General features: G+C 67.3%; 14 protein-coding genes. 8 read left to right on the forward strand and 6 right to left on the reverse strand.

Annotation, left to right across the window (positions count from 1 at the left end):
- Positions 1–75: 75 nt before the first annotated feature.
- From ORV05_RS13070 to ORV05_RS13085, 4 genes are all read left to right on the forward strand, one after another.
- Positions 76–552, forward strand: coding sequence for a MarR family winged helix-turn-helix transcriptional regulator (locus ORV05_RS13070; RefSeq protein WP_268758755.1), 477 nt, complete (start codon positions 76–78; stop codon positions 550–552).
- Positions 549–1,430 carry an SDR family NAD(P)-dependent oxidoreductase gene (locus ORV05_RS13075; RefSeq protein WP_268758756.1) on the forward strand — a complete coding sequence of 294 codons (882 nt, stop codon included), beginning with the start codon at positions 549–551 and terminating at the stop codon, positions 1,428–1,430. The genes ORV05_RS13070 and ORV05_RS13075 overlap by 4 nt, the downstream gene beginning before the upstream one ends.
- Before the next feature lie 275 nt (positions 1,431–1,705).
- On the forward strand, positions 1,706–2,980 hold the full coding sequence (locus ORV05_RS13080; RefSeq protein WP_268758757.1) for a hypothetical protein: 1,275 nt from the start codon (positions 1,706–1,708) through the stop codon (positions 2,978–2,980).
- Positions 2,981–3,176: 196 nt separating this feature from the next.
- Positions 3,177–3,740, forward strand: coding sequence for a DUF4328 domain-containing protein (locus ORV05_RS13085; protein ID WP_268758758.1), 564 nt, complete (start codon positions 3,177–3,179; stop codon positions 3,738–3,740).
- A 36-nt stretch (positions 3,741–3,776) separates the two neighbouring features.
- Here the strand turns inward: ORV05_RS13085 and ORV05_RS13090 are convergent, their stop codons facing one another.
- Positions 3,777–5,096, reverse strand: coding sequence for a hypothetical protein (locus tag ORV05_RS13090; RefSeq protein WP_268758759.1), 1,320 nt, complete (start codon positions 5,094–5,096; stop codon positions 3,777–3,779).
- A gap of 311 nt (positions 5,097–5,407) precedes the next feature.
- A complete protein-coding gene (locus tag ORV05_RS13095; protein WP_268758760.1) occupies positions 5,408–6,205 on the reverse strand; it encodes a maleylpyruvate isomerase family mycothiol-dependent enzyme in 798 nt (265 codons plus the stop codon).
- On the opposite strand from ORV05_RS13095, the gene ORV05_RS13100 reads away from it, so the two are divergent.
- Complete coding sequence (locus tag ORV05_RS13100; RefSeq protein ID WP_268758761.1) at positions 6,195–6,602, forward strand: GNAT family N-acetyltransferase; 408 nt, start codon at positions 6,195–6,197, stop codon at positions 6,600–6,602. The genes ORV05_RS13095 and ORV05_RS13100 overlap by 11 nt on opposite strands.
- Before the next feature lie 378 nt (positions 6,603–6,980).
- On the opposite strand, the gene ORV05_RS13105 is transcribed toward ORV05_RS13100, so the two are convergent.
- A complete protein-coding gene (locus ORV05_RS13105) occupies positions 6,981–7,550 on the reverse strand; it encodes a TetR/AcrR family transcriptional regulator (protein ID WP_268758762.1) in 570 nt (189 codons plus the stop codon).
- Between the two features lie 81 nt (positions 7,551–7,631).
- Here ORV05_RS13105 and ORV05_RS13110 point away from each other — a divergent pair, with 81 nt between their 5' ends.
- On the forward strand, positions 7,632–8,552 hold the full coding sequence (locus ORV05_RS13110; RefSeq protein WP_268759770.1) for an NADP-dependent oxidoreductase: 921 nt from the start codon (positions 7,632–7,634) through the stop codon (positions 8,550–8,552).
- Positions 8,553–8,623: 71 nt separating this feature from the next.
- Positions 8,624–9,514 (forward strand): NADP-dependent oxidoreductase, encoded by an 891-nt coding sequence (locus ORV05_RS13115; protein WP_268759771.1) that lies wholly within the window; start codon positions 8,624–8,626, stop codon positions 9,512–9,514.
- Positions 9,515–9,703: 189 nt separating this feature from the next.
- On the opposite strand, the gene ORV05_RS13120 is transcribed toward ORV05_RS13115, so the two are convergent.
- Positions 9,704–10,660 carry a cyclase family protein gene (locus ORV05_RS13120; protein WP_268758763.1) on the reverse strand — a complete coding sequence of 319 codons (957 nt, stop codon included), beginning with the start codon at positions 10,658–10,660 and terminating at the stop codon, positions 9,704–9,706.
- A gap of 308 nt (positions 10,661–10,968) precedes the next feature.
- On the opposite strand from ORV05_RS13120, the gene ORV05_RS13125 reads away from it, so the two are divergent.
- Complete coding sequence (locus tag ORV05_RS13125) at positions 10,969–11,850, forward strand: HNH endonuclease signature motif containing protein (RefSeq protein WP_268758764.1); 882 nt, start codon at positions 10,969–10,971, stop codon at positions 11,848–11,850.
- A gap of 174 nt (positions 11,851–12,024) precedes the next feature.
- On the opposite strand, the gene ORV05_RS13130 is transcribed toward ORV05_RS13125, so the two are convergent.
- Positions 12,025–12,660, reverse strand: coding sequence for a dihydrofolate reductase family protein (locus ORV05_RS13130; RefSeq protein ID WP_268758765.1), 636 nt, complete (start codon positions 12,658–12,660; stop codon positions 12,025–12,027).
- Positions 12,660–13,166, reverse strand: a complete 507-nt coding sequence (locus ORV05_RS13135) for an SRPBCC family protein (protein ID WP_268758766.1) — start codon at positions 13,164–13,166, stop codon at positions 12,660–12,662. The genes ORV05_RS13130 and ORV05_RS13135 overlap by 1 nt, the downstream gene beginning before the upstream one ends.
- Between the last annotated feature and the right edge of the window lie 3 nt (positions 13,167–13,169).

Genomic DNA, 13,169 nt, shown 5'->3' on the forward strand with positions numbered 1-13,169 from the left:
GGGCTCCGGCCCTCCAGCCACGGCGCATTTACATGGACTTTCCAATAGTTGGAATTTCCATGTATTGTGGAGTGTATGGATGACGCGCAGTTGAACGAAGAGCTGATCGACTGTCTGTTCGCGATCCGCACCCAGGTCCACGGCGAGCTGAAGGAGCTGGCCCGCGAAGCGGGGCTCACCGACACCCAGACCGATGTGCTGTGGAGGCTGAGCCGCGCGGAGGAGATGACCGCGCGCCGGCTGTCCGATCTCCTGCAGTGCGATGCCTCAACCGCCACGTCCATGATCGACCGGCTCGAGAAGCGCGGGCTGGTCCGCCGCGTGCCCCACCCCACCGACCGCCGCGCGAAAGTCATCCAGCTCACCCTTGAGGGATGCGCACTGCGCGACCGAGTCATCGAGCACACCACCCAGCACTCTCCCTTCGCCCGTCTCGACCGCGAGAGCAGACTCCGCCTGCATGCGCTCCTCCGCGAGGTGAGCGATGGCGCCCGGCCGGCAGGCGAGCCCACTCCCGGCAAGAACAACCACGACAAGGAACAACGGCGATGAACAGCACGACCACGGTCATCACCGGCGGTGCGTCCGGCCTGGGGCTGGTGACGGCACGTCACCTGGTCAAAGCCGGGCAGAGCGTCATCCTCGTCGGCCGGGACGCGGCTCGTACTCAGGTTGCTGCCGACCACCTGCGCGTCCTGACTCCCACCGATGACAACGCGCCCGCGCCGCGGACGTACGCCGCCGATCTGGGGCAGTGGTCGCAGGTGCGCGACCTTGCGGCGAAGCTGGCGGCCGACGCCGTCTCGGTGGACGTGCTCATCAACAACGCGGGCGCGGCTTTTCCCCGGTACGAACAGACCGTGGACGGGGTCGAGCGCACCTACGCGATCAACCACCATGCACCCTTCCTGCTCACCCACGCCCTGCTCGCGGAGGGAGCGCTCGCCCCGGAGGCGCGGATCGTCAACCTCTCCACCTTCGTGGAGAAGCGCGGCAGGCTCGACGCCGCGGACCCCGATGTTGCGGGGACATCGTGGAACAGCCGTTTCTACAACCAGATCAAGGTCTACGCGACCAGCAAACTCGTCAGCCTCCTGGCCACCCGCGAGCTTGCCCGGCGCCTGCCCGAGGGCATGAGCATCCACAACGCCAATCCCGGCATGGTGAAGGGCACCGCGATCAACAGCAACGCCGGCGGCCTGATGCGGCTGACGGCCCCGCTCTTCCGCCCCTTCGCCATCACCGCCGACGAAGGCGTGCAAACCCCGGTCTGGCTCGCCACCACCTCGCCGGCCCCGCGGCCCAGCGGCGGCTTCTTCAGCAGGTCCCAGCCGGACACCCCTTCCGCCCTCGCCCAGGACGACGCCCTCGCCCGCATCGTTTACGACAAGACAGCCGCCTTGCTGGGCCTCGAACCCCTGGCGGTATAGGCGCACCAGACGACCGCGTCTCCTTCCGGCAGCGTGCGAACGCCTTCTTCGCCGCCCACGGCATCGGAACCGACGATCTCGGAAAGCCGCCAGTCCAGCGCGACCTGGTTGTCGGGGAACACACAGGTCTTGTCACGGTTCCGTCGGTCCTGGCTGCCCCGCTGGCCCTTCGGGGCCGGTCAACGGAAATTGGCCACGACTCATGGGCTGGCGTGGTAGTACTAGCCTGATCCGCGCCTGGAAACGGTGCTTCGGCAAGTTCAGGGGGTGTCGAGGTGTCTTCCGGCCTCCGGGCGTCAGCCCGGCTGATCACGGCGACCGCGGTGGTCACCGCCTACGTCGCGCTGCACCTGGTGATCACCGCGGGTCTGGACCTGCGGGCCCGCGACCGGGTCGGCAGCACCGGCGGGGACCAGGCGGCGCTTGAGCACGACCTCGGCCTGTCGGCCACGCTCGCGATGTGGTGCGCGGTAGCCACCGGGGTTTTCGTCGTGGCGGCGCTGTGGCTGCGGCATCGCCGCCGCGCAGGCGTTGCGGAGATCGTGGAGGTGGTGGGACGGATCGCACCGTCTCAGCCATGGTGGCGGCGGCCGGTGTTCCTGGCGGCCAGCGGAGCCGGATACGGCTTGTTCGCGGCGGGTTTCGTCGCGGTAAGTACGGCCCAAAGCCGGGGCTATCAGCTGCCGCTGGCGACACAGGTGTTCCTCCTGCCGACCGGGCTGGCCGTACTGGGGGCCGGGTTGCTGATCCTTCGCTTTTCACGCCCGCGCTCGGTGCGCGACGCGGTCCGCGCTCTACTGGCCGACGGTCGCCGTCCCGTGCTCTATCTGCGCAGCTTCGCCGACGACCAGACCGCGGCGCGGGTAGACGACGGGGCCAACCTCAACATCCATTCCCGCGAGGAGCAGCTCGCGCAGGTACTGCGTGCCTTCGGCCCCGTGATCGCGGTGGGCAAGCCCGGAGAGCCGTTGCCGCACCTGGGGGCGGCGCGGTTCTACCTGCCGTACGACGACTGGCAGCCCGCGGTCCTCCGACTGATGGAACTGTCCCAGCTCATCGTGTTGCACTTGGGGCCGGGCGAGGGACTGTGGTGGGAGGTCGAGCAGGTGATCGCTACCCAGCCCGAACACAAGCTGGTCCTGTTGGCGCCGGGCCGTCCTGCGGACGTGGCCGGGCGGCTGGACGAGCTCCTGCCGACGCCGTCCCGGCTGACCGAGGTGGCTGCGGCTGTCCCCTGGATCTCCGCGGTCGTCGCCTTCGGCCCGGACTGGACGCCGCACGTGTACCCGGTGGAGCCTGCCTCCGCGGCCCCGCGAGGCGGGCTCGCGCGCCGGGCCTTCAAGGCTGCCTCGGCGCCCCTGTTGGTGATCACGCCTGCGCGCCGCGTGGCACGCGCCGTGAAGGCCGCACTGGCGGCCGCGGGAGTCCGCAGACGGATGCTTGTCCTGCGGTCCGAGGCAGGCATGCTGGTCACGTTGGGGAAAGGGCTCCTGGTGCTTGCGGCACTGGCCCTGCCCTACCGGGCTTTGCAGCTTTTCGGTATCGGGTAGCGCGGGCCCTTTCGCTGTCACAGTCCGAAATGGGATGCTCTCGGAAAGCGACTTCGGCGAAGACCGATACTCTGGGGGAGAACCGATGGCCAGTCCAGAGCAGGCCGCGCCCACGGGCGCGAGCGCGGCCGGCACACGGCAGCCCAGGCCGTTAGCCGGCGCGGCCACTGCCACGACGATACTGATCCTGTTGACGATGGCGCGCGAGATCCTGGTGCTGGCGTCCAACTGGCGCGATTACTTCGTTGTCCGCGACTACCTGGCCGGGGCGGCGACGGACACGGATGTCGAGGCCGTCGACTCCGATGCCCTCGCGGTGCTGGCGTCCTGGCCCACGATCCTGGTGTGGATCGCGTGCGGTGTGGCGTTCTTGGTCTGGCTGTGGCGGGCGCGGATCAACGCCGAGCTGAACAACGATGCCGCCGTGCAGCGCCGGTCGCGAGGCTGGGTGGTCGGCGCCTGGATCGCCCCGGTGGTCAACCTGTGGTACCCATACCAGATCGTGTCGGACATCTGGCGGGCCAGCAGCCCCCGGCCGCCTGCCCCCGTGGCCCTGATCAACGCCTGGTGGGCGGCGTTTGTCGCCGCCGGTTTGGTGAAGCCGATCCAATGGCGCCTGGCCGAGCAGGAGAGCTCCTTACCGGACGTACTGGGCAACGCGAACATGTCCACTCTCCTCACCGGACTCGACGTGGTGGCGGGCACGCTGCTCATCCTCGTCATCAGGCGGATCACCGCATGGCAGAACCAGGTGGCTTGAGCAGCGCGCCGCCGCTGCACAGTTCTGGCCGTACGGTCACCTTGAATTCGGTATCGGAATTTCGACATTACCGGTGTGCGCCATGAAAATGCCATATCTGTTGATGGTGTCCAGCAGTGTCTTCCGGCTGTTGAGGTAGGTTTCCTTGGCTTCGGGTTGTACCGTGAACACGAATTCAACAGTGGGTTCGATCTGCCACCATACGTTCAGGAACCGTGGCTTTCTGATCAGTTCCCAGATGGCATTGTTTTCCCGGAGCCCGGTCCTTGTCCGCACATAGGTTTCATTCTGGCTGCCCTGGCCGGAAACGCTCCCGTCCTCGGTGACGTGCGGGGGTGGGATGGCTGTCATGGAGTCATCCCTTTCGCTTTCCTTCCACGAGTACTCCAACGACGATCCACGTGGCGTGAAACGATCCTTCCGGCCCACGATGGCGTAGGCTTCCAAAATCATTTTGCCGGTGCCCAGGTTGCTGGGAAACTGAGCCACGAACGTGTTCTTCGCATGCTCTCCGGGATTGAGAAAAGTTCCCGGAACCAGGTACCTTCCCGAAATGATGTTGGTCAGACCCGATTGTAGTGAGTACCGGGTGAAGGGAGCGCCGTTTGCCAGCTCTTCCTCCTGCTTCCCGATTTCTTTGCCAGGCGTGAAGTCGGCCCTCTGGCTGGACAGGAAGTAGTAACCGTCCAGGACGTACACGCTCGAGTCCCCGATGTTTCCGGTATCGAGATTGATGGGAATCTCATAGGATGCCTTGTCCGGGCTCAGGACCGGCTCGCCGAACCACGCGATAATCTGCACGGTCTGGGGATGGGAGTAGGGTTGGTATATTTGCGAGTAGCCGAAGTTGGCGACCGTGACCAAGATCGTGATGATCGTCGCGAGCGCTATCCCTTTGTTTTCCCGGAAAGCGGGAAAATGTACTCCGGTTCGATGAAGATAGTGCACCACCCAGGCTGAGAGGGCTATGTACAGGGACCAGGCCGAGAGTAGGGGCAGGTCCATCCCCCAGAGGATCCTGAACTCCTTCCAGGTATCTCCTCCGCCTATCTGGGCCAGGATCATGCACGCTCCGGCGGCGGAGATCAACACGGCTCCACCCAAGGCGAGAAGACCTGAGCTGGGAAATTTTTCCTCCTTGCCGAGAAGAACGACGAGGCCGTGATCGATCAGCCCGATTGTCGCCACCAGCAGGAAGGCGCCCGCTAGTACCAAAAGTGCGCCGGTGAATTTTCCCCCGAAAGTGAGCGCGCCGGCGAAATCATCGGCGCCGAACCTGAAGAAAAAGACGAGCGCACTGACGTAGAGCAGGAGGAACAGGACGAAGCGGAGCCATCGCGCGATCAGGGATTTCATCCTACTCCTCGTTGGATCGACCGCCTTGACCTTCCCCGTGAAGCGGAACTTCGAAGGTTAGCCCGGAGTCGAGACCGGCAGGAATAGGCGCGATAAGGATCCGTTCAAAAGTGTGTCACTCCAAGGTGAGCCCGGTCAATCACGCGGACCGCATGCGGTGACGCAGTCGGAATCGCTCATCGTGACCTCCCGACGGCAACGGTTCCCCGGCCCGCTGTCCGAAAACCGGGAAATCGTGCCGGGGTATCCCGTTCAGGGAATAGCGCGCCGCAGAACGGCGCCGATGAGAAATCGTCTTGCCTGATGCCAAGTCAGGGGACCAGCGGCCCGGCCAGCACCCCCAACCCCGCCTCACGGTCCCCGGCCCAGGTCACCGATCCGGTTTCCCGAGGCTTGCGTCCCCACAACATCAGCAGCAGGTCCTCGGCAGTGCCCGAGACCTCCGCGATCGGCTCACCCGGGCCGTAGGTCCAGCTGCGGCCGGCGTCGGTGGCGGTGATTCGCACGGCGTGCTCGGGAGAGGTGGCGGCGCCCTTGGCGATCATGCGGAGCGCCATGGTGTCGAAGACCTCGGCGACACCGTCGGCGGCGAGCGCCGCATCCATCGGCGTCGCCGAGCCGAGCGCGTGCTCGGCATCCCACCGGTGTATCAGCGTCTCCTGACTGCGGCGCCGACGCCAGAACCCGACGGTGTGCGGTGGGAAGAACGTCCACGCCCTGGTGGAGGGAGCAACCGACAGGGCCTGCACGAGGGCATCCGCCGTCTCGGCGTACCAGGCCTTGAGACCGGCCCGGTCACGGGGTGCGGCACCCTCGTCGTAGCTGTCGCCATGGCCCTCCTGCACCGCCGCGACGACCCACAGGTTCCCCGCGCCCATGTGCACGGCCAGATCCACCAACCTCCAACCGCCGCAGTGCTCGACCGGAGCCGACAGATCGCCGTCCAGCACGGCACCGAAAGCGTCCAGTTCACGCCGAAGAACACCCAGGTAATCCACGGCGCCACGATACAGTCCGGCAACTACGCGGAACTCGGCATGATCGGGCGTGATGCGGCACCAGCCGAGCCCGCTCGCGGTCACCGTCGAGGAGTGGACCATGGTGGTCATGGTCGAAGTGGTGCAGTTCTCGCGGGATCACCTGGTGGGCGTGCTTGCCCTGTGTGAGGCGGAGTCGTGGCCGACGTATCCGGCCGACCCAGCGCGTGCGGAGACCGCGTTGCGCGCGCCGGGGACGTTGACGCTGGTGGCGGTGGATGCTGGTGCGGTGGTGGGTTTCGCGCATGCCCTGACCGACGGGCTGCGCTTGTACCTTGCGGAGATCGTCACGGCGGCACAGCGGCGCCGGGAGGGTATCGCCCGGCGGCTGATCGGTGAACTGTTCGAGCGCAGCGGAGTGGCGCGGCTCGACCTGCTCACGGATACGGCCGATGCCTTCTATGCGACGTTCCCGCATCGCCGGTTCAGCGGGTTCCGGTTGTATTCGCCGTCCGGCGGCCAGAGCTGAAATCGGCGTACGCGAGGCCTGCGAGGAGCAGGTCGATCATGCTCCGTGCGTGGTAGCCGGGGAAGGTCTCGACTCCGATACACAGGTTGCCGATACCGAGCACGAGGTCGAAGGCCCGGATGTCGGCGCGCGTCCGGCCGGTGGCGGCTGACGCTTTCGGCAACTGGTCGAGAACGGGCAGGAGGCGGTCCTCGTAGATGTCGTGGCCAGCGGCTCCGCCGCGGCGCGACCGCGGGCGGTGAGGATGACGTGGAAGCCGAGCTCGGCGAGGCTGCGGGCCACGGCGAAGCCGAGCCCGGCCCGACGGCTGGTTCCGGTCACGAGGGCAATCTGGACTGTCTGGCGATGGTCTCACTTTGCGTTGGGGAGTCGCTCGCGTCAGCACAAGGCTGTGGACGCTCGCACGTCGCTGAGCGCTCGTCGCGCGAGCGCGCTGAAGTCGTCGCCGGTGGTGGTCTCGCTCCAGCGTTCATAGGCGATCGCCGAGGCGAGCGCGCCGAGTTCCGCGGCTACGCGAGCGGTCAGGTCGGGAACGCCGCGCCGCTTGAGCGCGCCGGTCATTGCTGCGATGAGGCCGAGGTTCTTCAGCGCCTCGCGTTCTTGCAGTTCCGGGTTGGCGGCGATCACTGCCTGCCTGCGGGCAACGAATTCACGGCGAGCGGGCGTGAAGACTTCTCTCCCGGCCGCGTCCAGAGCACGGGCCACCGCTTCGAGCGGGGTGGCGGTTGCCGGTGCGGCGACTATCGCCTCGGCGAGCAGTTCGTCCATCGTGCCACGGCCGAAGAGTACTTCCCGCTTGTCCTGGAAGTGCCGGAAGAAGGTGGTCTTCCCCAGTCCTGCCCGCTGCGCGATGTCGATCACGGTCGTGTTCTCGTAGCCCCGCTCGGCGAACAGGTCAAGGGCGGCCTGAGCGAGTCGCTCTGATGCATTCGGTTCCCAGCGAGCCATGAACACAGTGTATGGCACTTGGTTCCGTCACTCGTGTACGGTGACGGAACCAAGTTCCATCACTTGCGTCAGGAGGCGTCAATGAGCCGAGCTGTCATCTACGAAGCTTTCGGAGGTCCCGAGATGCTGGAGTTGCGGGAGGTTCCGGAGCCGCACGCCGGGCCCGGTGAGGTCCGCGTCCGCGTGACGGTTACCGGGCTGAACCCGATGGACTGGATCATTTCCTCCCGGTCCGAGGTGGCGGCGCAGTTCGGCATCACCGTGCCGTCCGGCTTCGGTTCCGACCTCGCGGGCGTGATCGACGAGGTCGGCGACGGTGTCACGGGCTTCGCCGTGGGCGACCGCGTCTACGGGTCCGCGCTGGGACGAGCCGTGGCCGACTTCGTGGTGGTGGGGACGCCCGCCGATTCGCTCTGGCATACGCCGGAAGGCATCAGCGACGAGGTGGCGAGCACTCTTCCGGTGGCCGGCGCCACCGCCGCCGCCGCGCTGGCGGCGATCGGTCTGCGGTCCGGCGACACTGTCCTGATCGGCGGCGCCGCCGGCGGCGTAGGCGTGTTCGCTGTCCAGCTTGCGAAGCTCGCCGGTGCGACCGTGATCGGCACGGCCTCGGAGGGCACGTTCGAGTTGCTGCGGCAACTGGGTGCCGAGCCCGTGGCGTATGGCCCCGGGCTGGCGGATCGGGTAAAGGCACTGGCTGCCGGTGGTTTGACCGCGGCAACCGACCTGTTCGGCACGGAGACGGCCGAGGCCGCGCTGGCGCTCGGCGTGGCGCCTGAGCGGATCTCGACGATCGCCGCGGGCCCCAACCCTCCCGGCGGCGTGCGCGCCACTGGCGGAATCGACGCGGCACCGGATGCTGTGAAGCGGATAACCGACGCGATCCTCGCCGGCAAGATCTCCGTGCCGATCGCTGCGAACTTCCCGGTCGAGCGGATCCGCGAGGCCGTCACACTGCAGGCCGGACGCCACGTCCACGGCAAGATCGTGGTCACGCTGTGAGCGCACCCGAAGGACCTCGAAGGACGACACTGAAGCGAATCCAGTACCACCAATACGGGGGACCGGAGGTGATGCGGCTGGAAGACTTCGAGCCGGCACGGCCCGGCGTCGGCGAGGTTCTTGTCCGTGTTCGTGCGGCCGCAGCCAACCCGATGGATTTCGGCATCCGCAACGGCCGCATGAAGATGGTGACGGGCCGGAGCTTCCCGCGGGCGATGGGCTACGACTTCGCGGGCGTCGTCGAAGCGGTCGGTGACGGTGTCACCCGGCTCAACGTCGGTGACGAAGTGCTCGGCGGGGCGCCCTTCAAGTTGGGAGGTGCGTTCGCTGAGGTGGTCGTCGCCGAGGAGAAGGGGGTCGTGAAGAAACCGGCGGGCCTTTCCTTCGAGGACGCCGCCGCGATCCCCACCGTCGGGATCACCGCTCTCCAGGCCCTGATCGTGAAGGGGAAGCTGCGGCGTGGCCAGGCCGTGTTCGTTCACGGTTGCCTTGGCGGAGTTGGCCGGTCCGCCGTGCAAATCGCCCTGGCGCACCACGCCACGGTCGGAGGTAGCTGCCGCGTTACCGCCAGGCAAGACGCATACGACCTCGGTATCGACCCGATCGTCGAGTTCGACTTCGACCCGGCGTCGTTCACGGGACGATTCGACCTCGTCCTCGACACCGCCGGAACGCTCCCGGTCAAGGCCGCGCGAATGATGCTCAAGCCCGGCGGCCGTATCATCGGCATCCACCCCAGTCCGTGGAATCTCGCCCGAAGTGTCCTGCCCGGGCCGTTCCAGACCGTGATCGCCCGACCGGTCACCGAAGACCTGGAGGAGGTCGCGCGAGCCGCCGGCCAGGGAACACTGCGGCTGCCGATCGCCCGCACGGTCCCGCTCTCAGCAGCCATCCCAGCGCTCATCGAACTCGAACGCAACGGTATGGCCAAAAGCGGCAAGCTGATCATCACGCCAGAGTGACCTTCACCGCGGGACACGGCCGTACGGCCCGCACCCGGCACGCGTGGGCGTGGGTCGAGTCTGACGAAGACCGTCCTTAGTGGTCCGGCGGTAGCGGAGGCGGGTGGTCTGCCGATTTGTCGGTCGGTTGGACGCGCCGACGTCGACCGCCGCGGTGCTGGAGGTGGTCCAGCCCGCGCACGCCCGCGGTCAGAATGTGGCGATCGGGTTGACCGGGCTGCCGGACGTACCGGCGAAGCGGACCGGCGCGACTGCGAGGTGGAAGTCCCACTGGCCGAGCTCGGCAGCTGTCGTCGCACACATCTCCAGGTCGCAGTTGTCGAGCAGCCACAGACCCATCGCGACGAGGCTCACGGCGTGAACCGGCATCAAGATGTCTTCGTAGCCGGACGGCTGCACGTCCTGGGGGGTGTCGGCGCCGATCAGCGCGACCTCCCGTTCGTGCAGCCACGGCAGGCAGGACGCGTGCCAGCCGGCCTGCGTGAAACCGCTCGTCTCACCGGTTTCGTGCCGGAAGCGGCCATAGCCGGTCCGCAGGAGTACCGCATCGCCGGATCGCACCCGTACCCCTTGGAGACGCTCGGCCTCCTCGAGATCGTCGGGAAACACACCCTGCCCCGGTTCCAGCCACGGCACACCGCGGACCCTCGCGATGTCCAGCAGGACCCCACGCGTGATGATCCCGTTCGCCGCCGCCGTGACGGCCGCCCACGCCGATCCCGTTGCGGCGTCGACCAACGAGTGCGACCGCCCGTTGTACATCGTGCCGTCCCAGAAAATGTGGCACGGCGAGTCGACGTGGGTGAGGGTGTTGCCGTGGAACGTGATGCCGAGCCGCTCGGACGAAAAGCCCCAGCGCCGGTCGTTGCGGAACCCGGGCGCCGGCATGCTCTCGGCGCCCGGCATGTCGGCGGCGCACGGGCAGGTCGTCGTCGACCGCTCCATGTCTTCCGGTACGGCAACCTCCCACGCGCACGACACGCTCCTGCCGTGGCGCACCGCCCGCGCCGCCGCCAGCCGGACGTCGTCGGTGATGTGGTTCAGCGTGCCGAGCTCGTCGTCGTCGCCCCACCGTCCCCAGTTCGACAGTGTGCTGAAGTACCCGAGCACGTCGTCCTGTGTGGGCATCGGCCGCCCTGCCGTCATCCCAGCATCGACTCCTCCGGTCACGTGGTTCGAGGCACCAAGGTCGGCTGAACTGGCATGAGATCAGATCAGCGGGCCGAGCCAGGATACAGATAAGTCGGCTCTGCGCGTGTCTGATCTGGTGAGTTTCTTGGAGCAGGTGTCGGTGGCGCCGAGAGCGAGGAAGTGGGCTTTGCGTTCGTAGCGGTGCTTGCCGAGTGTTTCGCCGCCACAGTCCGGCCTCGGTCCACTCGGTGAACATTCTAGATCTTCCACTGTGCGAATCGCAGCGGTTACCCGGAACGTTTGAGGCGATGCGGCGGGGTGCGGTGGATCCGTATCGGGCGTCGAAGGTGGCCGACCAGACCTCGGTCCTCACCGACGACCAGGCCCGGGAGGTGGATGCCCTGGTGGCAGGGAAGATCGCCACGCGGGATGCCACGTCGGTGCGCCGTCTGGTGAACAGGACCGTCGCCCGCGTCGATCCGGACGGGTATGCGCGGCGCTGTGAGGAGCGGAGGCGGGGGCGCAGTGTTCAGCTGTGCCATGAGGACGACGGGATGGCCACGCTGTACGCCTACCTCCCCGCCGGGATCGCCGCCACGATCTACACCCGGGTCGATCGTGTCGCCCGGCGGCTGCGCAGCAGGGGCGAGGAGCGCACGCTGGACGAACTGCGGGCGGACGTGTTCTCCGACCTGTGCCTTGGTGTCGCGCGGCCGGTGGAGCCGCCGCGGGCGGAAGTGTTCGTGTATCTGGATTTCCTGACCTGGACCGGGCTGCGTAACGAATCCGCCGAACTGGCCGGACACGGACCCATCCCCGCAGACCTGGCACGGGAGATCGCCGCGAATGCCACGATCCGGAGGGTCATCACCGACCCCATGACCGGCACCCCGATCGACGTCGGGCGCCACCGCTATCGGCCGTCTGCCGCCACCAAAGACCTGGTCCAGGTAGGCGACCGGGAATGCCGGGTGCCGGGGTGTCACCGGCCGGTCCAGGCCTGCGACCTCGACCACGTCGACCCCTGGGCCCAGGGCGGCGGCACGGACAGCGGAAATCTCTGCGGCCTGTGCCGGAGAGACCATCGGCTCAAGGACGAACCCGGCTGGCATCATCGCATGAGCGAAACCGGCGTTCTGGAGATCACCACCCCGGCCGGTCGCACCTACCGCAGCCAACCCGAACCCCTCACCACCGCCGCCTGAGCCTCTCCGGTCACCCCGGGCCGAAGCCGGTCATGTTCACTCGCCCAACGAGACATGTTCTGAATCGCGGCCTGAATCCGCGTCCACACATGCGGGAACATTCCACATCGATCACGACCCCTCGTCCAGATAGGACATGAACGGTGGCCGATCGCGCTCGCGTCCGCCGTGCGCCTACCGCTTCCGGACGGCGTAGGTCAGGTGCGTCACCCTCGGGGAGGGCTCGGCGCGGACGGGTTCCAGGACCATGCGGCCCGCATCCACGCCCTCGAACAGGCGGATTCCGGTGCCGAACAGCACGGGCGACAGCGCGATCGAGAACTCGTCGATCAGGCCGGCGTTCACGTACTCCAGGATCGTCGCGCCGCCACCCGAGATGCGGACGTCGCGGTCGCCGGCGGCCTCGCGGGCCTGGTCGAGCGCGGACTCGATGCCGTCGTTGACGAAGTGGAAGGTGGTCCCACCCGGCCGCTCCCAGGGATCGCGCTTCTCGTGCGTCAGCACGAAGACCGGCGTGTGGAACGGCGCCTCCTCCGGCCACGCCTGCTCGCCGAGGTCGAACATGCGCTTGCCCATCACGCTCGCGCCGGTGCGCTCGAACGTCTCCCGCACGATGTCGTTGTCGCGCCCCTCCTCGCCGCCCTCGCCGAGCTTCAGGTTCTCCCGGAAGTACCGCTGCGGGAAGATCCACTGCTGCAGTTCCATCCACTGCGCCCTCCAGCGCTGCGAGTCCGGGTCGTCCGTACGCTCCTCGGGCGCGATGAACCCGTCCAGCGACATCGACACGCTGAAGAACACCTTTCCGGCCATCAGCCTTCCGCTCCCTTCCGAACGATCTCGATGACGTAGGAAGCCAGGTTGTTCAGGGTCTGCTGGCCGCCCTCGATCGCGTGGTACTTCTCGGCCGCCTCGTCGCGCAGTTCCTTGGTGGGGAACACCGTGCGCATCTCGATCCGGGTCGCCGCACCGTCGGGCTCGAACGTCAGGACCGACTCGAAGGCGTTCGGGTCGCCGTGGGACTCACCGTGCAGCAGCGCGATCCGCTCCGGCGGGGCGATCTCGGTCCAGGAGATCCACTCGCTGTAGTCCGTCCCGTCCGGTCCGTGCATCACGAAGTCCCATTCCCCGCCGACGCGGAACTCGAACGACTGCGTGGTCGTGGTGAACCCGTCCGGCCCCCACCATCGCGCCAGGTGCCGGACCTCGGTGAACGCCTCGAACACCAGCTCCCTCGGGGCGTCGATGACCCGGGTGATGACGATCTCCCGGTCGGCCGTCGCGGACTGTGCCGCTGCTCCTGGTCTCGTCGCTTTCATCAG

This window comes from Amycolatopsis cynarae (assembly GCF_026802195.1).
In the GTDB taxonomy this organism is placed as follows: Bacteria; Actinomycetota; Actinomycetes; order Mycobacteriales; family Pseudonocardiaceae; genus Amycolatopsis_E; species Amycolatopsis_E rhizosphaerae.

Excerpts from the sequence above, each read along its gene's own strand:
- ORV05_RS13070 (WP_268758755.1), top strand. The coding sequence starts at position 76 with ATGGATGACGCGCAGTTGAACGAAGAGCTGATCGACTGTCTGTTCGCG.
- ORV05_RS13075 (WP_268758756.1), top strand. The coding sequence starts at position 549 with ATGAACAGCACGACCACGGTCATCACCGGCGGTGCGTCCGGCCTGGGG.
- ORV05_RS13085 (WP_268758758.1), top strand. The coding sequence starts at position 3,177 with ATGGCGCGCGAGATCCTGGTGCTGGCGTCCAACTGGCGCGATTACTTC.
- ORV05_RS13090 (WP_268758759.1), bottom strand. The coding sequence starts at position 5,096 with ATGAAATCCCTGATCGCGCGATGGCTCCGCTTCGTCCTGTTCCTCCTG.
- ORV05_RS13100 (WP_268758761.1), top strand. The coding sequence starts at position 6,195 with ATGGTGGTCATGGTCGAAGTGGTGCAGTTCTCGCGGGATCACCTGGTG.
- ORV05_RS13095 (WP_268758760.1), bottom strand. The coding sequence starts at position 6,205 with ATGACCACCATGGTCCACTCCTCGACGGTGACCGCGAGCGGGCTCGGC.
- ORV05_RS13105 (WP_268758762.1), bottom strand. The coding sequence starts at position 7,550 with ATGGCTCGCTGGGAACCGAATGCATCAGAGCGACTCGCTCAGGCCGCC.
- ORV05_RS13110 (WP_268759770.1), top strand. The coding sequence starts at position 7,632 with ATGAGCCGAGCTGTCATCTACGAAGCTTTCGGAGGTCCCGAGATGCTG.
- ORV05_RS13115 (WP_268759771.1), top strand. The coding sequence starts at position 8,624 with ATGCGGCTGGAAGACTTCGAGCCGGCACGGCCCGGCGTCGGCGAGGTT.
- ORV05_RS13120 (WP_268758763.1), bottom strand. The coding sequence starts at position 10,660 with ATGACGGCAGGGCGGCCGATGCCCACACAGGACGACGTGCTCGGGTAC.
- ORV05_RS13130 (WP_268758765.1), bottom strand. The coding sequence starts at position 12,660 with ATGGCCGGAAAGGTGTTCTTCAGCGTGTCGATGTCGCTGGACGGGTTC.
- ORV05_RS13135 (WP_268758766.1), bottom strand. The coding sequence starts at position 13,166 with ATGAAAGCGACGAGACCAGGAGCAGCGGCACAGTCCGCGACGGCCGAC.